A 23929-nucleotide genomic window follows, 5' to 3' on the forward strand; every position below is an offset into this window, starting at 1 on the left:
AAACTGCCCCAGTTTTGCCAGTGGCTGACATTGTTCATCGTCCAGATAAAAAGGTTTTGACCCAGTTTCAGGCTGAACATATATACCGTATCGACTCAAGACAACCTCCCGATCCTGACTCGTAATACATTGCTGTCATCGAAAACATCTATCCTAGTGTTATTAATTTCCATCCTCCCGCCTGATGCCGCACTGCGGATATCAAGATTTCCGCGAAATGTCGCACTGTTAAACTCAGCATTTCCGCCCTTCGCATCAATCAGGAAGCCGGATTTGCCCGGCACATAGTTCTCCGACTGCATTTTGTCAGTAACGACAACTTCATTGAGCCAGGCCTGGTTGATAAATGCCTCGCGCATGAAGATCTGCCCGCCCTCCATGTACATAAACAGATCCATCGACTTACTGGATGGGTTATAAAATGCGAACTTCTGAGCGTTAAAGCCGATAAGCGTGTTCACCTCCCCGCCTTTCAGCTCGGCCCCGATAACCATGCCGGCGGAATAGTCCTCACCGTTGTAATGGATCCGGACTTTCATATCGTGGACCACCGATGCCTGACCTGATGCCATATCCCACTGTGCGCGGATGGAATTTTGTGCCATGGCGAAACTGTCGTCTGCAGTTACCTTAACTGCATCCAGTTTCTCCGCAAGTGCCGTTGTTTTCGTGACCGTGTAGTTGCGTACTTCGATAATTTCTGCTTTCATCGCGCCGTTTTCGCGCTGCCAGTAGCCCCACTGGCCGTAGGCGTTGTTGGCGTTGTTGATGATGGCCTCGAAATTATCGTCAGCCTGCGACTGCAGGTCTTTGATGATGGCTGAGTCTTCGAGCTCTTTTTGCACAGCGTCGAGGATTTCATCGGCATTACTTTCCGGAATACCACTGGCCTCAACAAATATCGATTTTCCGACCACGTTTACGCTGCGGACATACACATAATAGCGGTGACCTGCTTTCATATTACGTCCCTGCACAATCCACATAGTGCCGTTACCCAGATAAGCGGCCACAGATTCAATATCGCGGATATCGGCTACCTGTTTATCTGAAAACCAAAACTCATATTGCGCCCGCAGGCTGTTCTGTCCGCCGGAACGCGGAACAATACCGAGACTGAAATAGCCGGGTTCAACTTCAATATAAGACGGTGGCAGCGGCGGATTGACGGAAAATGATGTGCTGGCCGGTTCCCCTTTCTGCCCTCTGTCATTCTGCGGGGTGACTGTCAGCACATAATTACCCTGCGGCATACCACTGAACCGGTAAAACGATTCTTTCGTTACCGCCGTTCCGGCAACACGGTCGCCGATGGTCAGCTTCAGCAGATATTCAACACCGCGCAGGGCATAGGGTGAGTTCCATGATGCAGCTGCCTGCCATGCCTCATTATCACTGCTTATTTCCACAGTAAGATTTTCAACCGGAGGAATAAAACCACCAAGAGGTGTATCCGGCTTCGGTTCAAATACCGCCCCCTTATCCACAATGGCTTCTTTTTCCGGCGCATGCTGAACCGCAGTAACAATAAAGGTTCCGTCACTGTTATCCGCCAGTGACACCGCCCGGAATAACCGGCGGCGCAGTGACGGCAGGGAGAGCGTCCAGACAGAATGTTGTGGTATACCTTCCGGCATCACATCGAGGGTAATCTGATTCGTAGCCGGATAGCCGGTCACTTTGATGGTTTTCGGCAGGCCGGAACCATCGGTGACAATAACATGCGCATCACCTTTGGCCGGTTTTTCTATGTTGCGGTCAAGCAGCAGCGTTTTCTTTTCCGGGTCAGCAGACAGAATGCGGCCGCCGATCTGCATATCCACCCAGTCGTTATCCGCTATCTCGAAAATATCACCGGGCGTATGGCGTAATCCTTCCGCACCAATTCTGAATTCAACCGTCTGCGTTTCGAGTTTTTCTGTCGTCAGGATCCACAATCCGTGCCGGTGAGCCTGCCCGCGACTGGTGCAGCCGAAAGCATCCACACGCAGTACATTCCGGCCGTTCTGTGCCACAGAGACATCATCAGACACCTGCTCCACACTGGTTTTCCAGCCGTTATCAGGATCAATGAAGCGAACCTCGACCACGTTATGTCGCGCCTTTGACGGACTGAAACTGTATTCAAACACCCCGTCAGCAACGTTAGCGTTAGTGTACGGCCATACAGAATCAGACGGGCGGTCCTGCACAAACGTCAGAACCTGACCGTTCCACACCGGCATAATCCGCATTGAGGAACACAGCTCACTGATCACATCATAGGCTTTACGCAGATCGGTAATATAAGCATTACAGCGGACGCGCGGCTCTTTACCGCCGAAACCGTCATCCACCTCCTGATCGCAGTACTGCCCGATCATATACAGCGCGAATTTATCCACTTCGGCTATTTTCAGGCGCTGCCCCATGCCATAGCGCGGATGTGTCAGCAGATCCCACAGCACCCACGCAGGGTTATCCGACCATGCAGGTTTAAAGGTGCCGTCCCATATACCGGAATACACCAGTGTATCCGGGTTGTAGTTGGCCGGTACCCGGATAATACGGCCCTTAATAAGATAGTTACGGCGCGGGAATTTATTACCGAACTGCTCACTTTCAAATGTCAGTCCGGCGACCGCGGAGCCGGGGTAGGTCTGGTTAATATCAATAAGCTCTGAATAACTCGACCAGACCGTATTGTTCTGAATTTTATCCGTGGTGCTGTCCGGCGTTAACCGGCGCATCCGGACACTGAACGGGGACGGCGGTAAGTTATCCAGAATGACCGCCATCAGGTAAGGGGAGTTGCTGCGCTTGCCGGTGATGGTGACCACTTTTTCCGTTGACCAGACACTGCCACGCTGGATCTGAATTTCCAGTTGCACCGATGTCGCCACCCTGTCGCCGTTGTCTTTGGATTCCACCAGGGACTGTGTCCCGAACGTCAGCCGCAGGCGGTCGATATACGGTGAGGTGATTGTCCGGGTGACCGGGACATTGTATTTTACCTCGATACCAACCGGTTCCTCATTGGCTGATGAAGTAAAGCCGTATAGTCCCGGCTGCTCCAGTGTTCCTGCGCGCCACTGCGCCGTCAGTCCGTTTACTGTACTGTTTCCGGATCCGTCAATGACAGGCGTATCATCCAGATACACGCAGGACAAATCATTCACCACATTGTTAATTTCTTCCGGCCCCTCAATCGGACCCTCACTTATCAGGTCAATCAGGGATATTTTCTGCCGTGAACTTAAATCATTCGGTGCCTCATACGGTGTACGCTGCCCGCCGCCGCCCTTTCCCATCTGTTACCTCACTTACCCGCCGTGTTTACCGGCATCAATATTGGTGCCGTCGCTGTCATCCATAATCTCAATGGACTGTGAAATAACCCGCGACCCGCACATAATCCGCCCGTAGGCCACAGGTACGGCCACGCCCTGTGCCACGGTATTTTCGAGGTTACTGAAATAGGTATTACCCTTCTCTTCCTCACCCCGTGACATATCCGGCTGTTTCGCTACCGGTGTCAGCATCTGTGCTACACCGCCCAGCATCATGGCCGCACCGGCCGACATCAGCGCACCACCGATAGCCCAGCCGCCGGGGTTCCACCATCCGATTGCCAGCACAGCAGCGCCGGCGATAAACTGAAACACACCTCCGTTCTTAGCCCCTTCGATACGCGGGACAATGTGAACGACCGCATTCCGGGGAAGCGGATCATTAAAACGCCGGTGAATTTCATCCGGGGAAACATCACTGCCGGCGATCCGTATCTGGTACCAGCCGTCACGGATACGCTGCCGTAGCTGCGGGAGCTGGAGCAGAAGCCCATGGATACCTTCCGCCGCCGTTCTGACACTCAGATCAAAGCGGCGTCCAAATCGTTGCAAATCCCCGTAAAGCCGGAAGGTTGCCAGTGGCGGTAACGCCAGATCGAGTGAGTCATTCGTTGCCATCGTGGGTTATATGCCTCGCGCTTACTGAGTTGATTGGGTATGTGGTGGAGAATGGTCTGTGCGCCGAGATAAACAGCGGCGTGATTCGCCCGGGAACTGGCGTAACAGAACAGGATCACATCCCCCGGCTGAATATCTTTTTTCACCCTGACAAAACCGTTGTTCTCCATATTGTCCAGGTAGAGTTCTTCACCATGCCGCCACCAGTCATCATGCCGTTCAAAATCCGGCAGGTTGATGCCTGTCAGGTGATACGCATCCCGGAACAGGCTGTAGCAGTCGGTCACGCCGTGCACAAACTGGCGGCCCAGCAGAGGCGGCACCGGTTCATAGCGGTGGATTTTTTCGTCACAGACCAGCAGCCACGGCAGTCCGCTGTTTATCTGCATGGTCCTGTCCGCACTGCTCAGATACGGCTGGCCGCCCGGGTGACTGTGAACCACAGCCACAACCTCGCCCTGCTCACCGGCACGGATAAAATCGTCAAACCCGACAGTAAAATGGTGTTCAGGATCCGGAGACTGATTCCGGCACGGCAGATACAGCTCCCCCTGCTCATTACGGATAATCAGGCCGCACGATTCCCGGGGCGCATCCGCCTGAGCGTGCGCCAGAATGGCGTGTTTAATCATGGAAACCCTCTGAAGTGCTATTTGCTGAGACGGGAAGTGGAGACAAATGCCCCGATGCGTGACTGGTTATTGCGGAGTTTGCAGTCCGGCAGTCGTTTGCCGCATTTGTCCTTTGCCGGGTCACTGGTTGGTCTACCCCATTCATCAGCGACCGGCGGACCCGCGTAACCACATTCGGCAGACCGGTACCCCCACGGACACACGTCCGACAAAATAACCCGGCACGGCAGCATTGCGCCGTCTGTCTCACTGGGTGCGGCCAGCATGAAGGAAGCTGTTTTATTATTCAGACTGGTGACCTGTTCGATAACCCAGCGGCTGATAATTTCCTGTGACGGATCAGCATCCGGATTTCCGCCCTCAAAGTTATCTGCATCGAGGAACCGGGATTTAACCACCCGGCGGATCACATAACCGCCACCGGCCCCATCCAGCTGACTGACAATACCGGTGATCAGGCCGAACAGGTTGGACAGTGTAATCGTCGGTCGTCCTGACGGGCCTTTTCCGCTGTAGGTGAACCCCTCACCACTGACAGGATAGGGATCATAAACCTGTTTTTGCCAGATAAGCGGCTTTCGCTGACCATTCATGCCGTTATAAAACCGGTACCGGATACCGCCGATATGAGTAAGGTCGATTTCAAACAGTTCAATTTCGGGGTCGGAAGCCAGCTCAGTAACCGCAATCCGCATTTCCGGAGAGATGTGCTGCATTGCGCCTCCCGCTACTGTAACCGGGTAATCTGTGAATTATTTCCCGTCACCGGATAAAGCAGCTGCATCTGCCCTTTAACATCAAATGCGGCCATACACCGGGCATCAAAATCCTTATAGTCTGCTGAGCTGTTGGCGATATTAGTCACCACCACCATTTGTTCTTCAACTTTCCGTAAGGCATCTGCCTTGAGATACTGATGAATTTTCTCACCGGCTGATCGGTTTTCTTTTACCGATTCGTATACATAGTCAGGCAATGCAACGCCGTATACCCACTTCGCCGTGATCATCCCGAAGAGTGACGGACACCCGCCGACATGACCAAAATAAGGAACACCGGCCATTTTTGACAGTGCGCGATAGTAAGGCTCCTGAAAACGCTTTTCCCACTCAGTGGCGTCTTTGTATGTCAGCAGGCCGATAACCTGATCTTCCGTCAGTGTCATATTCTGCGCCATCAGCATATTTTTTATATGCCGGTCACAAGCGCGGGCAAATTTTGGTGATAACCAGCGGGCAAACTCAATGACCAGTTCCGGGTGAATCCAGGTGCCGCCATAACGCCCTTTTTCCACCCGAACTAAAAGGGGAGAAATCTCCTCTTTAGAATTATAGGCTTCAATATCAAGCTCTTGTCCTACTTCTGAAATATACTCTTTTGTTGATGTAATCCTCAGCCAGTCTTTCGTTAGCTTCCCAAAATACCGGGCTGCCACTGTTGCATTTACCCAGCAATCACCATTAAACGGGATCAGGGATTCGTCATACTTCATAGGTATGATTTTAATCATGATGCTTACCTTACTTAGTAATGAACCTTTGCCACATAGGAGATCAGCCCATCGAAGCAGCATCAGCTATAGCTGATCCCCTCAAAGGCTCATTCCTAAATATCGGTTCGATGTTTAAAAGCGTGTGTGCATGTGGTGCACAGGTGGATAAAACTGAATTTCAGGTATAAAAAAACCCGCCGGAGCGGGTTATTTATGGATATACCACATTGGTACTATAGCGAATCAGATAATGCTTGCGCTTTTTTCTGTACTTCGCTTTCAGAACTGGCTTTGACTTCTTCTTTTATTTTTTTAATTGCAGGAGATTTATATAATAAGAATACATTCGCGTTTTCACCAGATGAATCAGTAGTCAGCATCAATCCAGCATTGCCGCCTATATCATCTTCAAATGATGAAAAATATTTTCCACATTGCTCATTATCAATACATGCTGCAAATGACATCGAGCCTTTATTATAATTACGCCACAGATACTCATCTGAGTATTGCTCACCGTACTTTGAAACTAAAACTTTCTTCAAAATATTATATTTTTCAACAGCCTTATTACCGTTACTGTCATTATCTATATAAAACATCATTTCGACACTTGTGAGCCCGTACTTTTTATCAATACCAATACTGTACAACTCTAATCCATCAACTTTATTATCTTTATTGTTTACCAAAAATTGCTTAATACCATCTCTAAATCCTATTTCCTTTATACCGCCAGTTTTTTCAATAATCTCATTTTTAGTCATCCCCCATTTCAGTCCGAGAGGTGCTGTTATTTCTTTTCCATTTGTTACCGCTAATGATGAAAAGCAAAAGCCAAGAAGGAATGTAAAAAATGCGATGTTTTTTTTCATGGTGAACCCCGCGTTAATCAGTTTTATGCCAAAACCTCTTCAAATTCAGCGGTAACATCGGTTCTAAGCGCCCCCACTGAAAATGACCATTTACGGCATAATACCTTGATTGCGTTCATTTGATGAGGGGGCTTCCAGAGAAATGCGGTTACGCCCGCATGTTTTTCCAGAAAAGCCCTGACAACCTGAGCCTCAGCATTCTTTGGTGATAATGTAACGCTGTATTTTTCAAGATTAGTATTGAAGCCGTCAGGGCGGCGCTGCTCATAGCCATCACCGAAACGAACAGAGCGAGCACGGGGTTCGCTCTCAATGTTCATGCCGGGTTTAACTTTCCAGGTGAATATTTCCATTGTTACCCCATTGCTCCGCCAGGACGGCGTTCTGATGCTAATACCTGTTTGGTTTTTTGTTCAACCAGCTTCAGGATCTGCTGAGTTGCCTGCGGCCCCATCTGGCCATTGCTACCATCATTTTGGATGGTGATATTAAAATGCTGAACTACGCCATCACCTCCACCAGCCATTTTAGCCACCACGCCCAGTTTTCCGTCCAAACCGCGACGCAGCGGAAAAATCCCTTCCGGTCCCGCTTCCCCCATAACACCTGCACCTTTTGCAAAGGCAAACATTGTCGGGGTATGCACTACCTGACCACTGTACGCGCTCAGTGATGGGGAGCTATAGACGCCCCCTTTAGCGTTTGGGGTAAAATTAAATCCCATTGCATCCAGCCCCATGACAATCGACTTTTTAACAAAAATTTCTGTCAGCATTTTCAGTATCGATGTGGTGAACTCACGGAAATTAGCTTTGCCGGTTGTCAGCACAGAGGTCAGTTCAGTTGAAAATCCGTTCAGTGCAGCCATGGTGGCATTCTGGATCTGCGCATTTGAATCCAGTGCTGCATCACGGTAATCACCCCATGCAGTCTGTGCCCCGGCCAGCCAGTTAGCGCGTTTTTCCTCTTCCGCCGCATACGTTTCTGCCTGAGCCGCCAGCATTTCATTCAGCCGCGGATTATCCTGGTGAGCAGAGAGAATTTGTGACCTCTCCAGAGCCTGCTGCGCTTCACGCGAAGATTTGCCGATAGTATCGCGGATTGCATTTTGCTTTTCAGTCTGTTGCTTAACATATTTATCGGCCTGCTCCTGAAGCTTATTCAGGCGTTCCTGAGCAACAACTTCATCACCCAATAGTGCCAGTTTCTCATGCTGAGCCAGTACCGCTGCTTTATTTGCCAGCAGTGCTTGTTCCTGCTTGGTTAACTTACGATTACCTCTGGCCTCTTCGGTAATACTGATCTGCGCTTCCATTTCCCACAATTTTTTACGCTCAGCACTGATTACATCGGTAACAGATTTGTGCTCCTTCAGGACGCGGAGCCTTGATTCCAGGGCGACCTGTTCCTTAATTGCTTGTTCTTCAGCCTTGGTCCCTTCATCAACCTGAAACTCTTTACCTTTTCTGGTTCGTGGTTGATCACGCGGTCGGTTTCGGTGAATTATTCTTCTTCTTGCCCCCTTGTATTCCTCATCTGTCAGAGCCCATCTGTTTTTTTCGAGTTCAGCCAATTCAACGTTTTGCTTTTCTTCCCATGATGCATTTTTGAGGAAATTTTCCTGCCGAATCCTGAGCCGGTTAACTTCAATTTGCTCATTATTTTTATCTGCTAAGGCTCTTGCTTTCTCAAGGTCTTCTTTAAATTTCTGTTCATTCAGGGATGAGAGTTTATTCTTCAAATGTTCCGAGTTGACGGAGCTATTTACTGACCACGGAGAGTCAGACATACGTTTGAGTGCGTCTTCAATTTCCCGGATTTCTTCATTAAGTGTCTGTTTTCTTCCGAGTCCGAGCATAGTGTCCCATGCCTTACCGGCGGCCTCCCGTAAGGTGACCCAGGCTGACTCAAGAAACCCCAGGTTATTGCTGATATCCGTTGCGCCGTCGTTAATGGCCTGGGCGTAGGCATCCACCGCCAGGCGGGCGGCAGCGGTTTTATCACCCTGTAATTCCAGTGTGCGGATCTGCTCAAGCTGTGCGGCGGTCAGGTGATGATTGGCCTTTTCCAGTTCCAGTGAGGCCTGTAACGGCTCGTCCTGCAGGCGTTTGAACTGGCTGATCGTGGTTTCCACTGACTGGCCGGTGATGTAGTTCATCTGTGCAGCCGCTTTCGATACGCGGGTTAATTCGTTATCCCGGAACAGGCCTGTGCCGACTACCTCTGACAATGTTTCTGCCATTTTATGGCGGGTTATGCCGCCGCCGGACAGTGTCCGTGCCATTTCATTAAGCTGAGATGCGGTTTTGTTGGCATAATTACCGGTCAGGATCAGCTGTTTATTGAAGTTGGTGAACTCTGATTCCGCATCGTATGCAGCCTTACCTGCACCCACGATGCCGGATATAATCCCGCCCCACATACCGCCGCGCAGTAACCCGGACATCCCGAACTGACTGGCGAGACTGTTAAGGCCATTACTGAGTAGTTTACTGTTATTCTTAAACTTCTCCGTTTCTTTGTTGCTGTCACGGAGTTTATTGATATAGATATCCGCTGACGAACTCACCCCCAGCTGCGCCGCCTGGTAACGTAGCATTTCCTTTTGTGACAGGTTCTGTGTGGCAACCTGTTCTTTCAGGCGCTGAATAAACCGGGCTTTTTGCTGATACTGTTGCTCTTCGGCATTCTTTATATTGTTATATTTATTATTAAGTTCACTGAGAATATCGCTGTGGTTTTTCTGCGTCAGATTCCCGGCTTTATAGGCCTCATCCAGCTTTATTTTTATCTGAGTCAATTTGCTGTAACCGGCACTGGTTTCTCTTACAGCATCAGACTGTTTCATAAAACTGCGGTACAGGGCGTTCTGTTGCTCAATGATCTTTTTTTCTGCCGCATCAGCAGCATCTGCAGCGTTAATTCTTCTGACCATCTCGGACTGGATCCGGGCCGCATCCTGAAATGTCTTCCGCCACTGATAGGCAAATTTTGTCGGGTCGAATACCTTTGACTGACTGAGTGCCTCTGCCGCGCTCCGGAACAATTCAACGGATTTTGTTACCGCATCACCTTGTTCTTTTGCTGATTGCTTAACCGCGTCAGACTGAGCATCAGCCGATCGCTTCATCGCCGCGGCCTGACTTTCGGCATATCTGCGCATACGTTCTGCTGCCGCATCTGTATTTTGCGCGGCCTGCTGCAACTGACGTTCAACACGGCCAACCTGCTCAGTGAAAGATGTGCTGTCTGCACTAAGGTTGATCACCAGATCCGCAATCTGCTGGCTCATAACGTACTCCCCCGGCGATCCCCTCGCCTGCTGTCATTAACAGTGAGTCGTCAGTCTCACCGGTTTCTTCACTGTGTTTCAGTAACAGAAAATCATTCAGCGACAGGTCTTTGCTGCCGCCCACCAGCGACACCACTGTGTTACTGAGTGCGGCGAACTCCAGATCAATCAGCTGATGGGTGAATGGCGTTACCCCGAAATAGGTGTACCAGTCACCCAGCTCTGTTGCCGTCATCTCCGCCAGCATCCTGCGCCAGTCCGCCCGTTTAAATTCATGAGCGAGGCGCAGGATAAACTGACGCTCACGGGCGATTACTTTTCTGCCGGTTCCGGGTCTGTGGCCGGTTCAGCACTTTCACCGTCTGTGGTTTTTACCTGCATATCACTGAGTTCAAGTACCAGTTTTGCCGCCTGTTCCAGTGCGACCGGCGGCCAGGTTCCGAGAATATCAGCACGGATCTCATCAACCTGTTTGCCCGGTGTATTACCCACATTGAACAGAGAGCGTGCTACCAGAAACGCGTTTGATTCGATATTCATACGCACATAAACAGCAGTGCGTTTCAGGCTCTGCGCATCCTCTGCCGGGGCTTCTTTTTCAGTCTGTGTCACCAGGTGATCGAAATATTCCACACGTTGCAGGGCTGACAACTCGCTCAGCATCAGTGATTCGCCGTTATACGTAAATTCCTTCTGTTGCAGAAAGTTCATTCGTTATTCTCCTGATGTCTCTTTACTTTTTGGTGCTGAACGGGTTTCACCTTCAGCCGGTTTCATTTCTTCCGCCAGTGCCGGGCGGCCGGAGTTGGTGATTTTGATGGTACGGGTGATCACCTCTTTTGCCGGTACCGATTTACCCAGGCTGCTGACCCATCCTTTGAACAGATCAACCGCGCCGTTCGGGTAGCGGATTTTGTAATAACGGACATCACCGGTATCAAACCAGCTGACCAGGTCTTTCTGTCCCTGCTCGCCGGGTTTCCAGGCCAGTGTGATATTGGCTTCACCGGCTGACTTTTCACCCTGAGCGGTTGCTTTCCAGTCGGCATCCTCATCATCCAGATAGGTATCGTCGTAACTGTCCGCGCTGATTTCACCCGGCTGAAGCTCTTTGATTTTTGCCAGGCGCGTCCAGCCTTCGTCTGCCAGCGGATTTTTGGTCGGGTCGTCTTCGCCGGTATAAATCCACAGCGTTGTGCCGGCGCCTTTGACAGGAGCCAGCGGGTTAGGAGGTAAAGGCATAATTTTTCCTTACATTGAATACGTCAGGTGATATGTCAGATCGGCTGAGCCCCACAGGCACATTTCATCATCGCGCTGATAGTCGTAGCCTGCCGCTGACATTGTTTCGATAAGTCCGGCCAGTGCCGGTACGGACTGCATGGCGGGATAAATTTTGTCTTCCATCCATTCGTCCAGTTTTGAGTCCGGATTACTCGCTTTCAGGAAAACTTCAATATGCAGAACGGCCTGCCACTGATCATCATCCAACACCCCGGATGTCGGCGCTGCATCAGTGAGATACACCGCAACCACAGGTAACTCATCCTCTTCCAGAAAAACAGGACGACCATCATGCACGACAATGTCACCGACATGATCAGACAGCGCATTAATGACCGCTCTGCGGATAGCTGAATGCGTTCTCATGAGAACCTTCCTTTGATATACAGCCGGAGCTGGTTTTTCAGTGCATACATCATCTCTTTCGGCATATCCGTCTGAAGAAGAGACTCGGTTTCTGCGGTGAATGCTTTTGTCAGCGGAGTAACCAGGGGGATTTTCACCACATCAATCGGATAACGTGAGTTACTGGTGCGCTGCATAACATGCCACCGGCCGTTTGCCAGTTGCTGAATAAACGCATCCTCAAACTTAAAACGTCCGATTTTCAGCACGCTGCCGCGGCCGTTTTTATCCCGCCGCTTTCGTGACAGCTGCACTTTCGCAGGACCGATTGCTATTGCGGGTAAATTACCCCGGTTAACCAGCAGCCGTGCCCGGGGGGTTGACTGCTCAGTATTGGCGCGCCGGAGTCTTACCCGCTGACGGATAAGCTTTTGCCTGAGCTGCGTTTCACCGGAAACACGTTTCACGCTGCGGCTTACAGCCCGTACAGCCACGCGGTTAACTGCCTGGACGGATGCTATCGGCACCGCCCATGAGCTCAGTGATCTCATATTTGCAATTGCCTGTTCCAGACCATCCATATTATTCACTCTCGATAAAAATATGCGGTTTGCCGTTATAGCGCTGCACTCTGGTGATGATGCACTCAGTGCTGCCTGTAACCACCCGATCTTTCCGGCGCGGTGTGACCCCCGGGGTGAAAATCACGTAACTGACCCCGTCACCGCTGACCGGTCCCATTTCCGGAAGAAAATGAAACTCAACAGCACAGACAGGCTGATCATTCAGATAAATGATTTCGCCCATCTTCTCTGCTGTCAGTGCATCCATCCGGAACTTCATCTGCTGAAACGGGGTCATAGCGTTATCCCTGAGCCACCGGCGGGAAGACGTTAATCTTCACCGCCGCATCTGTGTCACCGGCAGCCGCATCTTCCCAGGCAACACCGATCACCACGCCGCCGGTATCCACCAGTTGGCCATCTTTAACCGAAGCCGCAGCCCCCGCTTTAAGCACCAGCCCGTTTTTTTTAGGCAGCCGGAAAACCCCTTCGGCAAATCCGTCACCGGTTGCACCGGCGGCAATGTCTGTAATTGCCACCGCGGCCAGTGAGCCAACCTGTACCAGTGAACCGCTGGTAACGGGTTTGGTTCCGCTGTTAACAATCGCGATGGTCATCCCCTGCTGCTGATAATTCTTAGCCATAATCGTCTCCGCGGCACCCGCAGGTGCCGGATTTCAGGTATAAAAAAAGCCCTCACGGGCGTTCATGATGTGATTCTCAGCCGGATTACTGGCCTTTCACCTGGATCATTCCGCGATAATCCAGCGGTGCCACACCGGCATCAATACGGATTTTCGTGGTTACACCATCTGAGGTGAACCCTTCCTGCTGGTCAATATACGGGGTATCGATACCGTTCAGGTAGGCAACTTCAATGGTGTCACTGCCCTGAGAAGCGGCCATGTACCAGTCTTTTTCACTGTTATCATCCAGACGCGGCTCAGTGATAATTTCCGCAATATTGCGGATCGGGTTGATGATATTGGCATTCACATCCGCCCCTTTCACACTGCCGGAACCGACAACCTGAAGTGCGTGTGTTTCCAGTGCCGCCGGTACCAGCATAAAGGCCGGACGGATATTCAGCGTACGTTCACCCTCTTTCTGCTGGCGCATCAGCGTGCGGCCTTTGCTGATGGTCTCCACATCCATGCCGCCGGACAGCGTATTTTTATGATCTGCACTGAACAGGGCTTTGCCGTCACTCAGTTTCCCGTTATCTGTCAGCACGGCATACACCAGGTCACCAATGGTGGCTTTGGCTGCCCGGCCGAGTTTGTTCGGAATATCGGTCAGGGCATTCATATCATCGTTGATAATGGCCTGGCGGGTGATACTGAACAGTTCCCCGTACGTTGCCAGCGCAATGGTCTGCCCTTTGTCACCCGTGGTGACGTATTTATATTCCGCCCCTTCGCGCACCTGACGCAGTGACGGGAAACCACCGAGGCCGACACGGTGAGCAGTTTTAAAGTCGCTGAGCTGACCTTTCTTCGTCCACTTATCATAGGTTTCTTCCGCCTCTTCCCAGCCCAGCAGCAGGGATTTATAAGCCACATCCATCAGGATATTGCCGAAATCCGAAGTGCTGTGTGTGAATGCCGCAGCGACCATCTGCATCGGGTTCATGGTGCTGATACCAATACCGCGCTCCGTCAGCGACATACGTGCCAGTTCGCGCAGTGTCATGCTGTTATACGGGTTATCCGGCTGTGCTTCTTCGTGCCCGGCACGGGTCATGACCGATGCACGGATGCCGTTACCGGTGAAATTACCGTTCCCGGCATAGATATGAGCATTATTTTTGTTGCTTGGTGTGGATTCAGCCCCCAGTTTTTCCAGCAGTTTCGCACGGGCGTCTTCCAGTGAGCACTGCGTGTCAGTCACGCAATCCACCATCAGATCATTATGTTTGCCGCCGAACATTGCAAACAAGTCCTTAATGCCGTTCAGACGGGCTTGTTCCTGAGTACGGATCTGATTCTGTACATCTGCATTATCCGGCTGCGCGACCGGCTGAGGCTGAGTCACAGTTGCGGCGGGCTGCGTCACCGGGGCCGGATTCGGCACGGAAACCGGTGTGGTCTGAGCGGTATTTTTCGGTGATACCTGGTTTTTAATAGCCTGTGGCATAGCAGTAAAGTCCTCGATACGTTTGGATGTGATACAGGCCATCGCCTGTACTGGGTCAGTAAGCTGATCAGCAAACCCGTGAGACAGGCATTCGTCGCCGTTCATCCAGGTTTCCTCTTCTAACATGGCGGCAATCTCTTCCGCCGTTTTGCCGGTTTTGGCGACATACGCCGGGATCAGCACATTTTCCAGCTTATCCAGCAGGTCGGCGTAATCCCGCATTTCATCCGCATCACCCCAGGCAATTCCCCACGGTTTGTGGATCATCATCATGGCGTTTTCCGGCATAATCACGGTGTCACCGACCATGGCAATAACAGAGGCCATCGAAGCCGCCAGCCCGTCGATATAGACGGTGATCTTTGCATCATGGCCTTTCAGCTGGTTATAAATGGCGATCCCGTCAAACACCTCACCGCCCGGGGAGTGAATATGCAGGTTAATCTGACTGACATCCCCCAGCGCCAGCAGCTCTTTTGAAAACTGCTTTGCCGAGATCCCCCAGCCGCCGATCTCGTCATAGATATAAATGTCCGCCGATTGAGTATCCGCCGCGGCTTTCATGCGGAACCAGCTTTTAACCGGTGCGGATGCTTTCGGGTTACTTGTCATCGTCCCGGGATTTGGCATCGTCAGGCGCTCCTTTGTCATTCGCCGGATCGGTGTCAAACACCAGCCCCAGCTTTCTGTTTTCATCAATTTCCGCTTTACGGCGGCGTTTTGTATCAGCAGGGCTGGAGCCTCTGGCCCGAACCCATTCCCCTTCGGTTGCCCCGCCGCCGCGCAGCAGCACCTGCCAGGCTTTGGCCTCTTTCAGCGGGTCAATCCACGGCATCACCGGGCCGCTGTAAACCGCATTCATTAAAGAAGCGGGATCAACATCCGGCGGTACATCAATCCCCCCCTCCGCCACTGCCATTGTCAGCCAGCTGCGGTACATCGGGCGGGTCACTGCGGCCACAAACGCATCCTGTAAAATGCCGTAGCCCTCAAAAGACTCCACCAGCTCCTGGCGCTGGGCGCTGTAAGTGCCGTCATAATCACGTGAAATACTGGAATAACTGCCGCGGCTGCCGGCGGCCACTGCACGCAGCTGACCATTACGGAAAGATTGCAGGTTCGGGTTCGGGCGATCAGATTTGACCATACCGATATCCTCACCTGGTGCCAGTTCATCGAAGATAATGCCCGGCTCGATATTCAGCTCGCGCTCTTCCTGCTCATTATCAGTACTGTAGATATCCCCCTTCTTGATGTACATTCCGAGTGATGCGGCGATACGGGCAGCGGTGAGTTCCGCGTCCTCATAATCTTTCAGAGCACTCAGGCGGATCAGAATGCCGGACAACAGACTGTGCCCGCGCAGCTGATGCAGGCGGCGGGTAAACTTAAGGTGCAGCATGTTTTCAGCGTCGATGGTTTTCAGATCCTGCGACCAGTACAGGGCTGACGGCATATTTTTATACACGTTGTAACTGACAGGCCGCCCCCACTCATTGAGTTTCACACCCTGGCAGATATTGCTGCCCGGCACATCCAGATTCAGCGGCACAAAGTCCGGCTCCAGCGCCTCAATCCAGAAATGCACCCCGTTTTCCCGCCTCAGACCTTTGGCCCGTCCGGACACCATCTGACCGAATACCTCTCCGTCACGCAGCCAGGTACGCGCCATCAGCCGTTCAAGTACCGGACGGGTATACTGACCGGTCACATCGGGACTGACAGACCATTCCGACCAGGCCGCACGGATCTGTTTTGCCAGGTCATCAGCCAGTTCGCCGCCCCGCAGCAGCGGCTGCGGCTCCACAATAATGCCTTTCGCACCAATCACCCGCTCTTCCAGCTTATCCAGCAGACCGATCACAAGGTCGTGGTTGTCATCCAGAAACCGTGCCTGCTCGCGCAGTGACCGGCCGCCGGATTTCACCAGCTGATTCGCGTTACGGGATTCCCGCCGCGCCCGGTGAGTTCGGGTCGGCATTGCGGCCTCGTAGGCTTTTATCTGGAGGCGGGACCGCATCCGGGACGCCTGCCAGCCCGGCGCAATCAGGCCGATAGCACTGTCGATCAGCTTCATCGCGGAAACCTCGCCAGTTTATAACCCGGCCTGCCGGAGCGGGACGATAACAAACCGCTGCGGCGGCGCTCCCAGTATTCCCGCCCTTTGCGGATTTCGCTCAGGCTTTCCATCGACATGCTCTGACCGTTCATCGTGATGCTTCTGCCCTGCAATACAGCGCGTTCCGCTTCCGCGTACTGCCGGATCATGTCGTCAATCTCTTCTATGGTCATATCCAGCCACCTCCGGATGATGAAACAGGGGCCCACGCCGATGCTTTCCGTTTTTTCGGTTTCTTCGGTTTCGCGGGTCCGGTTGTTGAAATAAGGGTGATATTGTCGGGGGAGTCAGCGTTTTCAGGCGGAATAACAGGAATATCGGGTAACCGTGCCCAGGGCGGCGGTTTATCCCATTTGATTTTCTCGTACCCCTTTATGATCACCAGTGCATGGGCGTACACCATCAGGTCAAAGGCTTCGTTTGCGCCCCGCCCGGGCTTTTCCCATTTACCGCTGGTCAGCCGCTCCTCATAGGTCAGTTCGTCATAGAAAGAGTCATCCAGCCAGTCCGGAAAATGCACATAGTTCGGGCCCGGCATATCACGGCTCAGTGCAGCAGCCACCCGGTCTTTCAGGTTGTCAGTCTGCAGCAGATATAACGGCACATCCCCGGCGGCTTTCGCCTGCCGGTCAGAGCGTCCGGTGTTATCCGGATAGGATTTAGTGATCAGTTTTGCGCCGGTACGGCTGCCCCCCTTGAACAGAAACACTTTGCGGCTGATACCGTCACGGCGGCACTGCCGCCAGAAAGCATACGCGTTATCAGTAACACCGCTTTCACCGCCGGTATCCACCCCCAGCATCATGACGGGCATTCTGATCGCAGGATGTCCGGACAACGGATATGTTTTATCCAGCACATCTGTTATCAGCAGCTTCCAGTCCTCCGGATAGGCACCGGGATGAATACGGACACACTCGCCGTTGCCGTCCGTCCGCAGGGATTGGGTGATATCAAACCTGTCCACAATCCAGCGTTCACCTTTTTCACCGTAGCCGGTGACCTGAACCACAAACCGGCGGTTTTTCCCGGCCTGCACGTCGACGGTTGCCACCAGAAAGCGGACACCTTCCGGCACACAGCGGATCCCGAGATCCTCAGCCCGCGCCAGCAGCTCTTCTGCCTTGCGCTGATCCTGAGTATGTTTCGGCCGGTACGGCAGCCCCCAGTCCGTATTGATCACTGTTTTCAGGGTTTCTTCGCTCAGGGTGAGCTCATATTCCTGTTCGGCGGTGAGATATTTATAAACGAGCTGGGACAGCGTCTGATAGGCGGCAGCCGGTCCCTCCATCCAGAATGACGCGATACGGGAGCGGCGGGCATCGCCGGTAATGTTGCCGTACCGGTCAATGTCCTGGCCGTCTTTCAGCCAGACACCGCGATTATTCAGCTTCCGCTTTTCGCTGCCGGAAATGTGTCCGGTGCAGTGCGGGCACTCAATATAAGCCGCCTCACTGGCTGTCACCGGATCCGGGTCATCCCGGTAACCGGCCACCGCATCAAACACCGGCTGAAAGTATTCTCCGCAGTGCGGACACGGCCAGTACCAGCGCTGCCTGTCGCCACGGTTGTACAGCGATAAAATACCGGTGGTCGGCGGTGCTTCATGGGGTGATGACGGCGTCCATTTCTGATCAGTAATTTCCCGGCCGGGTGAACTTTCCACCAGCGTCATCCCGGCGGACATAAATGTTGTGGTACGTTTTGATGCCAGAGAGAATGCATCCCCCTCGCCGTCGATATCTTCCGGAAACCGGTCATAGTCCGTCAGTGCCACAAACCGGTAATCCGATGAGGACATGATATTGACGGACGGCCAGCCGATTTTCAGGTAGTTACCGGCGCGGAATGTTTTGTCATGCACGTTATTGTCATTGGTGCGCTGGCTCAGCCGTTTAGCTACTTCCGGACTCGCACGAAATGTCCGGTCGAGGCGCTTTTTGGAATGCTCACGGGCTTTTTCTTCCGTCATCTGAATCAGCAGAAAATCAGCCGGATCACAGACTATCGTGTAGACAATCCAGCCGTCGATAAGCCCCAGGGATTTACCGGTACGTGCCGGGCCGACAAATATCACCGCATCATATTTCCGCGATGTCAGGCAGTTCATCGGCTCAATAATGTACGGCGTCAGGGTGTCTTCCCACTGCACCGCGCTGCCGCCGCCCATCGGCACCCGCATGTATTTTTTAACGGCCTCCGCCACCGGCATCCGGCGCGGCGGACGCAGCAGCACAGAGACATCCCGGCGCATTTCAGCCGCCGACGCATAACCTGTACTCATCCGTTTTCTTCCTCTGCGTTTTCCACCTCCACCGCCAGTAGATCGCGGAGTTCATCCACCACATCCTGTGCCTGTGTGATTTGCTCAGGCTGCCAGCCGTGGTCACGCTCCAGTCGGTCAGGCCAGGTGTCCAGTACCTGGGCTATCGCTTTGATGATGGTCGCCATCTCACGGTGAGATTCTTCAGCAGGTATCAGCTGGCGCAGCGAGGTTTCAAGTTTGATGCGTTCGTTTTCAGACTGGAACCAGTCTTTACGGTCTTTCGGGAACATTTTGTCCGGATCCTGAATACCGGACGGATCTTTCTCTGTGTCAGCACCGAATATCACCGGACCGACATCGCGGAGGGCATACACCGGATTGCCTCGTACTGTTCCTGCTATCGCCACATTTGCATCGAGCAGCCGCTTTTTAACCGTACCCCGGTTCAGTCCGAACGCTTCAGCAATCTTTGCAACACTCCAGTGATACGCGTCCCCGAGATTGCTGATATTAGACATTGTCACCTCACACTGTCAGGTGGATTCCTTATTTATTGTTGTTAATCAAATGGATAAACAGCACTCAGGTGACAGACAAAAACCAGCTTTGTCACCTCAGTGTTGTTTTTTATCAACGGTATCAATGAATTAACTGACCTGCTGCTGACAGCATGGAAATCCGAAAATGAGCCGTTTCCCGCGAAGCCGCCGCCCCGTGGTAAGGGTACCCCTCCGGGAGTACCTTTTCACAAGCACACATATAAACAATGAGTTATAAGGTTCACGCTAATTTCTCCGTAACCAATTAAAAAGCCCACTCAGTGAGCAGGCTTTGTGATGGGTTATTGTTGTTCTGCCGGGGACAGCTCACCTTCCTCAAACCAGCCATCAGTCCCACGTCCATCCGCTGCCAGATAATGAATGAGATACTGATTCGGGCCGTTATGATATTCAGCACGGGCTTTCACATGACCTTCTTCACCGCTGATGGTGACCTGCACAACCTGACCTAATTCATGTTTAAACATAGCTTTTCCTCTAGTAATAAAATGCTCCGCTATTTAGCGAGGCTCTATTGATTCGCCCGCAAAATTGCCTGTATATTGAGCATCGTAGTTAGAGTAAATATTCTTTGTCGATTGCTTACTTGCCCTGTTCTTACAGGGCATTTTTTATTTGTTCCGCATATTGAAATTACGGAATTATCGGGGATATACTCAACACGAAAATCACAATAAACATTTCCTGAGTCTTTTATATGTGCCCCTCGTCATGGGGGCTTTTTTTACTTCACCCTCTCCGCCTCAATCTCCCGCATCGCCCGCTTATCTTGGCTTCCCGCTTCGCTCTGTATCCGCTTTCCGGATATCCATTAACTGCCCGTTCGCCTTATCCAGTGCGGTCAGTAGTGGCTCTATCCATTCAACCGCCTGGCAATATGTCAGGCGGCGAGTGGCAGTGGTGCCAGTACCGGTTGTGTCAGTGATGCCGGGAGCGGAACGCATTGCTGATTCACGGATGGTGTAGACGTGGCTGAGCAACCCGTCAGAAACAGGCTGAGGAATATACAAATTGCAGGTAGCCTCTTTCCGGATGATTGTGCGGTATTCAATCTGCTTCTCCTGTGATTGAGCATCGGCGCGCATATTACGGTTGGCGTTCGCCGCGGCCACGCGATCAAAGATTTCGATACTGGTGTAGGCGTTATCAATCACCTTTTGCTGGTCAGTGATAACCTTGTCCTTGTGTTGGCCTTCCGTTTGTTCGGCTGACAGCATGCTGAACATCCACAGACCAAAGAACACGACAGCCCACACCCAGCCGTTGAGTAATACAGTGATTACCCTTTTCATAGCGCTTCACACTCATAATGGATCACACCGTCCAGCGGGTTACCCGGCAGCGGCTTACAGTGATTCGGGAGTGAATACAGATAACAACCCGACAACAGAGCAGTAGTCAGCAGGATGATAGCAATGATGATCAGTGTTAAAGGGTTCCGTGGCATACCGCTTTCTCCGTTTCGCGCCGGTTAATCAGACCCTGCCACTGCTTACCACCGGCAAATGTCCAGCGTTTCATTTCGTCACAGGCACCCGCGATATCACCGGCATTGAGTTTCCGCAGCATTGTCGAACGCGAGAACGCACCGGTTCCGGTGTTATATGCAAATGAATAGATGGCCGCCCGGGTATTGTCATCAATCGGTACTTTGATCATCGGGTCAATCGCGCGCCGGACTTTCGTCAGGTCGTCATGCAGCAGCGCCTTACATTCAGCATCCGTGTACAACTTGCCGGGCTGAATATCACTGCCGGTATGGCCATAACATACGGTGAGCACTCCGGCCACATCACGATAAGGTTTGTACTCAACACCCTCATACGCGGGGATCAGCACCAGCGCTCCGGCAATCGCCCCGGCGGCACAAGCGGCCATGACTTTTTTAAATAATCGGTTATTCATGATGTTCTCCGGCTTTCAGTTGGAATTCTTTCCGTTTGTAATACCAGTTCACCAGGAACGTCCCGACAGTACAGATGATTCCTGCAACAATAGCCCACTGGTCCAGAGATAAAACGCCAAAAGCAGAGGTTATAAGTCCCCAGGCGTATGCTGTAGGGCTGGAATATTTGTCGGACATGCGCATATCCACCCCCTGCGGAGTGTTCCGTATGTTGAGTGATAGGGAAATCCCGCAACCGGTTTATATTGTTACAGACGGTTAAAGTAAGGTGGCTGCGGCATTATTCGGAATCCCACCAGCGGCGGGAAAGCAATAAAAAGAGCACTGTGGACGAATACGGATTAGGTTATGAGCCTGTCGTATTCAAATGCTCTTGTTGTTGATTTGTATGAATAAATTAAAAGTAAGTATTTCAATGCCAAATACTTAATAGTAAAAAACCACGCAAATCTGACATTTCACGATTGGATATACCTGCTAAACGAAAATTTGATTATAATGCGATCGTTTTCAGGCATTAATTTCAGCAAAAAGGTGGATTAATGATATTTCTTAAGACAGAAAATGGATCTGTAAAGCTGGATAAGTGGGATAGCATTACCTCTAAACCCACATTTCAAAAAAAACTCTCAAACGAAAAACACACGCTTGAGAAAATAATCGGTTACTACGAGGTTAAAGAAAAAGTTCATTGCTCACTTTCAACCTGTAATCAGCCTCACAATAAAGGTTATATAGTAGTAACATCAGAAAATATTGAGACTGTTATTGGTAATAAGTGTGGAAAAAATATATTTGGTATTGAGTTTGATACTCTCTCTTCCGATTTCGACAAATTCCGATTACACGAAGAGCGCAAAGCTATTATCGCGCAAGGGAAGATAAAATGTCCGGCCTGGCTATCTGAGCTTGAGTCGCTTAAGTTCAAAGGCAGAGACATATTATGGGCAACCATAAATATAGAAAAGCTATCGAACTCACGATTCGTTGGTCAGACTGGCGCAACAGAAATAAGAAATATAGCAAAAACACAAAATTCAGATATTAGTTATGACACCTCAAAAATTGATAAAAAATTAAAAGAATTATTATTTACGTTCAACAGGGATTTTCAAGAAAGTGGAGAGGCCCTACAATCAATACACATTGGTAGGATGAGGAATATCCACGTCCTCATGCCGGAAAATAATCTAAAATCTCTTTATTCATCTATTTATGAAGACATTCAACAGTTGAACGGTATCATCCCTGATGAATCTCCAAGCCCATTGCTGGCAGAAACATCACAAAGAACCAACACCATCGAAACAAGGCTTAGTCAGCTAAAAGTATTGTTCAAAGATGCCAAGTTGTTTCTGCAGCGAAAAAACCTGAATTTAATTCAGGAGAAGCTAAATAAGATGGAGAATGTCTCATCAGAAGACAAATCAGCCTTTCAAGCTTTCTTAAATACATTGTAATAAAAAAGCCCCGTTTTATGCGGGGCCTTGAAATTCCTTAGTGTGGATAGTTATAAAAATCCCACTATGGGAAAACACTATAACAATTCCGGACAAATATCAACGCTTATAATTAAAATTACATCAATTAGTCACTTTGTTGAATAATGCCTCCGCGCAACCTTCCTCAACGTAACATTTCTCCACCAGCCTTTCATGGAAGGGCTTCCAGTTGCGCCGCCACGTTCTTTCATTCAAATCTGGTACCAAGTGCCGTATTGCATTATAAGCTTTCGATGATGGCATGCGCCGGTAGCCGCGACCTGAACAGCGAGGGCAATCTTTGATCACAGGAACGCCCTGCAATGCCGTTTGTTCTTCATCCGGTACCTTGCCCCGGCCTTTACACTGACAGCGATAATGTTCCACCCCTTTGCCGCCACACGCGGCACATACTTCACCAACCCGTTCGTTACGAATGTCAGGCGCTACAATAAAAATCCCATCTTTGTTTGTGAGCCCCGGATATTTAACCACCTCTTTTACCGAATAAATCATACCCAGCCCACCACAGGAGTGGCACTGGCAGGATGATCCCGCTGACCTGGCATAATCCTCAAGCGCCATTGCTGACAGAATTTTCATACACTGCGCCAACCGGTTGCCGGATGCCTTTACTATCAGTTTAGGTGCCACTTTCATTGCATACTGAGTCAGTTCTTCAACGGTTTTGAATTTATCTTCCGTGCTGACATCATTCTTCGCAAAAAAAGCATGCATGCCGAACCGCGCCTTTTGCTGTGTCATACCAAGTGCCGCTGCAGTATCCATCCCTTTAAGCCGTTCTGGGGATGTTGAATGCGACGAATCACTGAACATAGGGGATTTGGGGTGAAACTGCTTCAGTGCTGATTCTAATTTCATGCTCATCTCTCCGCGCTCCGTACAGCGCATTAACCAAAAACGCCGATCCCGTATGACCGGTTCATAAACTTAAATAACAACTCCAGCTGACTGCCGTGCTTTTCTTCCCATGCTGCCGTATCCCGGTGTAACTCGTCGTGGTGAACCCG

General features: G+C 51.1%; 26 protein-coding genes and 1 pseudogene. 1 reads left to right on the forward strand and 26 read right to left on the reverse strand.

Annotated features, from left to right (window positions below):
* Positions 1-95 precede the first annotated feature (95 nt).
* The 25 genes and pseudogenes from HMPREF3119_RS14735 to HMPREF3119_RS14850 all read right to left on the reverse strand — a co-directional run bounded on the left by HMPREF3119_RS14735 (position 96) and on the right by HMPREF3119_RS14850 (position 21600).
* Positions 96-3290, reverse strand: coding sequence for a TipJ family phage tail tip protein (locus HMPREF3119_RS14735; protein ID WP_070580135.1), 3195 nt, complete (start codon positions 3288-3290; stop codon positions 96-98).
* 12 nt (positions 3291-3302) lie between these two features.
* A complete protein-coding gene (locus HMPREF3119_RS14740; protein WP_070580137.1) occupies positions 3303-3947 on the reverse strand; it encodes a tail assembly protein in 645 nt (214 codons plus the stop codon).
* The gene (locus HMPREF3119_RS14745; protein ID WP_070580138.1) at positions 3851-4579 is read right to left on the reverse strand and encodes a C40 family peptidase; all 729 of its coding nucleotides are present in this window, start codon (positions 4577-4579) and stop codon (positions 3851-3853) included. The genes HMPREF3119_RS14740 and HMPREF3119_RS14745 overlap by 97 nt, the downstream gene beginning before the upstream one ends.
* A gap of 17 nt (positions 4580-4596) precedes the next feature.
* Entirely contained in the window at positions 4597-5295 is a 699-nt protein-coding gene (locus HMPREF3119_RS14750; RefSeq protein ID WP_070580140.1) for a phage minor tail protein L, read from the reverse strand.
* A gap of 11 nt (positions 5296-5306) precedes the next feature.
* Positions 5307-6089 (reverse strand): KilA-N domain-containing protein, encoded by a 783-nt coding sequence (locus tag HMPREF3119_RS14755; protein ID WP_070580142.1) that lies wholly within the window; start codon positions 6087-6089, stop codon positions 5307-5309.
* A 215-nt stretch (positions 6090-6304) separates the two neighbouring features.
* Positions 6305-6946, reverse strand: a complete 642-nt coding sequence (locus tag HMPREF3119_RS14760) for a hypothetical protein (protein WP_070580144.1) — start codon at positions 6944-6946, stop codon at positions 6305-6307.
* A gap of 23 nt (positions 6947-6969) precedes the next feature.
* The gene (locus HMPREF3119_RS14765; RefSeq protein ID WP_070580145.1) at positions 6970-7299 is read right to left on the reverse strand and encodes a phage tail protein; all 330 of its coding nucleotides are present in this window, start codon (positions 7297-7299) and stop codon (positions 6970-6972) included.
* A 2-nt stretch (positions 7300-7301) separates the two neighbouring features.
* Positions 7302-10238 carry a phage tail tape measure protein gene (locus tag HMPREF3119_RS14770; RefSeq protein WP_070580147.1) on the reverse strand — a complete coding sequence of 979 codons (2937 nt, stop codon included), beginning with the start codon at positions 10236-10238 and terminating at the stop codon, positions 7302-7304.
* Positions 10201-10485, reverse strand: a complete 285-nt coding sequence (locus tag HMPREF3119_RS14775; protein ID WP_070580149.1) for a phage tail assembly protein T — start codon at positions 10483-10485, stop codon at positions 10201-10203. Before HMPREF3119_RS14775 ends, HMPREF3119_RS14770 begins: the two co-directional genes overlap by 38 nt.
* A gap of 65 nt (positions 10486-10550) precedes the next feature.
* Positions 10551-10949, reverse strand: coding sequence for a phage tail assembly chaperone G (gpG, locus tag HMPREF3119_RS14780; RefSeq protein ID WP_070580151.1), 399 nt, complete (start codon positions 10947-10949; stop codon positions 10551-10553).
* Between the two features lie 66 nt (positions 10950-11015).
* Positions 11016-11480, reverse strand: a pseudogene (locus HMPREF3119_RS14785) (phage tail tube protein); the annotation flags it as partial.
* A gap of 9 nt (positions 11481-11489) precedes the next feature.
* Positions 11490-11888, reverse strand: coding sequence for a phage minor tail U family protein (locus HMPREF3119_RS14790; protein WP_070580153.1), 399 nt, complete (start codon positions 11886-11888; stop codon positions 11490-11492).
* Positions 11885-12448: a phage tail protein gene (locus HMPREF3119_RS14795; protein ID WP_070580155.1), complete on the reverse strand. Its 564-nt coding sequence runs from the start codon at positions 12446-12448 to the stop codon at positions 11885-11887. The genes HMPREF3119_RS14790 and HMPREF3119_RS14795 overlap by 4 nt, the downstream gene beginning before the upstream one ends.
* A 1-nt stretch (position 12449) precedes the next feature.
* Entirely contained in the window at positions 12450-12728 is a 279-nt protein-coding gene (locus tag HMPREF3119_RS14800; protein ID WP_070580157.1) for an ATP-binding protein, read from the reverse strand.
* A gap of 4 nt (positions 12729-12732) precedes the next feature.
* Positions 12733-13074 (reverse strand): DUF2190 family protein, encoded by a 342-nt coding sequence (locus HMPREF3119_RS14805; protein ID WP_070580159.1) that lies wholly within the window; start codon positions 13072-13074, stop codon positions 12733-12735.
* An 85-nt stretch (positions 13075-13159) separates the two neighbouring features.
* Positions 13160-15196 carry a ClpP-like prohead protease/major capsid protein fusion protein gene (locus HMPREF3119_RS14810; protein WP_070580161.1) on the reverse strand — a complete coding sequence of 679 codons (2037 nt, stop codon included), beginning with the start codon at positions 15194-15196 and terminating at the stop codon, positions 13160-13162.
* Positions 15168-16643 (reverse strand): phage portal protein, encoded by a 1476-nt coding sequence (locus HMPREF3119_RS14815; protein ID WP_070580163.1) that lies wholly within the window; start codon positions 16641-16643, stop codon positions 15168-15170. The genes HMPREF3119_RS14810 and HMPREF3119_RS14815 overlap by 29 nt, the downstream gene beginning before the upstream one ends.
* Positions 16640-16858: a hypothetical protein gene (locus HMPREF3119_RS14820; RefSeq protein ID WP_004242389.1), complete on the reverse strand. Its 219-nt coding sequence runs from the start codon at positions 16856-16858 to the stop codon at positions 16640-16642. Before HMPREF3119_RS14820 ends, HMPREF3119_RS14815 begins: the two co-directional genes overlap by 4 nt.
* A complete protein-coding gene (locus tag HMPREF3119_RS14825) occupies positions 16855-18969 on the reverse strand; it encodes a phage terminase large subunit family protein (RefSeq protein WP_070580164.1) in 2115 nt (704 codons plus the stop codon). Before HMPREF3119_RS14825 ends, HMPREF3119_RS14820 begins: the two co-directional genes overlap by 4 nt.
* Positions 18966-19469 carry a DUF1441 family protein gene (locus HMPREF3119_RS14830; protein WP_046024954.1) on the reverse strand — a complete coding sequence of 168 codons (504 nt, stop codon included), beginning with the start codon at positions 19467-19469 and terminating at the stop codon, positions 18966-18968. Before HMPREF3119_RS14830 ends, HMPREF3119_RS14825 begins: the two co-directional genes overlap by 4 nt.
* 323 nt (positions 19470-19792) lie before the next feature.
* Positions 19793-19978, reverse strand: coding sequence for a hypothetical protein (locus tag HMPREF3119_RS14835; protein ID WP_004242385.1), 186 nt, complete (start codon positions 19976-19978; stop codon positions 19793-19795).
* Positions 19979-20275: 297 nt separating this feature from the next.
* Complete coding sequence (locus tag HMPREF3119_RS14840; RefSeq protein ID WP_062773645.1) at positions 20276-20803, reverse strand: hypothetical protein; 528 nt, start codon at positions 20801-20803, stop codon at positions 20276-20278.
* Positions 20800-20958 (reverse strand): hypothetical protein, encoded by a 159-nt coding sequence (locus HMPREF3119_RS19440; RefSeq protein WP_168162291.1) that lies wholly within the window; start codon positions 20956-20958, stop codon positions 20800-20802. The genes HMPREF3119_RS14840 and HMPREF3119_RS19440 overlap by 4 nt, the downstream gene beginning before the upstream one ends.
* Positions 20940-21416, reverse strand: coding sequence for a lysozyme (locus tag HMPREF3119_RS14845; RefSeq protein WP_070580166.1), 477 nt, complete (start codon positions 21414-21416; stop codon positions 20940-20942). Before HMPREF3119_RS14845 ends, HMPREF3119_RS19440 begins: the two co-directional genes overlap by 19 nt.
* Complete coding sequence (locus HMPREF3119_RS14850; protein ID WP_004240322.1) at positions 21409-21600, reverse strand: phage holin family protein; 192 nt, start codon at positions 21598-21600, stop codon at positions 21409-21411. Before HMPREF3119_RS14850 ends, HMPREF3119_RS14845 begins: the two co-directional genes overlap by 8 nt.
* A gap of 359 nt (positions 21601-21959) precedes the next feature.
* On the opposite strand from HMPREF3119_RS14850, the gene HMPREF3119_RS14855 reads away from it, so the two are divergent.
* A complete protein-coding gene (locus HMPREF3119_RS14855) occupies positions 21960-22877 on the forward strand; it encodes a hypothetical protein (RefSeq protein ID WP_070580168.1) in 918 nt (305 codons plus the stop codon).
* A gap of 123 nt (positions 22878-23000) precedes the next feature.
* Here the strand turns inward: HMPREF3119_RS14855 and HMPREF3119_RS14860 are convergent, their stop codons facing one another.
* Positions 23001-23780: an antitermination protein Q gene (locus HMPREF3119_RS14860; RefSeq protein ID WP_070580179.1), complete on the reverse strand. Its 780-nt coding sequence runs from the start codon at positions 23778-23780 to the stop codon at positions 23001-23003.
* Between the last annotated feature and the right edge of the window lie 149 nt (positions 23781-23929).

The sequence above is a fragment of the Morganella sp. HMSC11D09 genome (genome assembly GCF_001807955.1).
Taxonomy (GTDB): Bacteria; Pseudomonadota; Gammaproteobacteria; order Enterobacterales; family Enterobacteriaceae; genus Morganella; species Morganella morganii.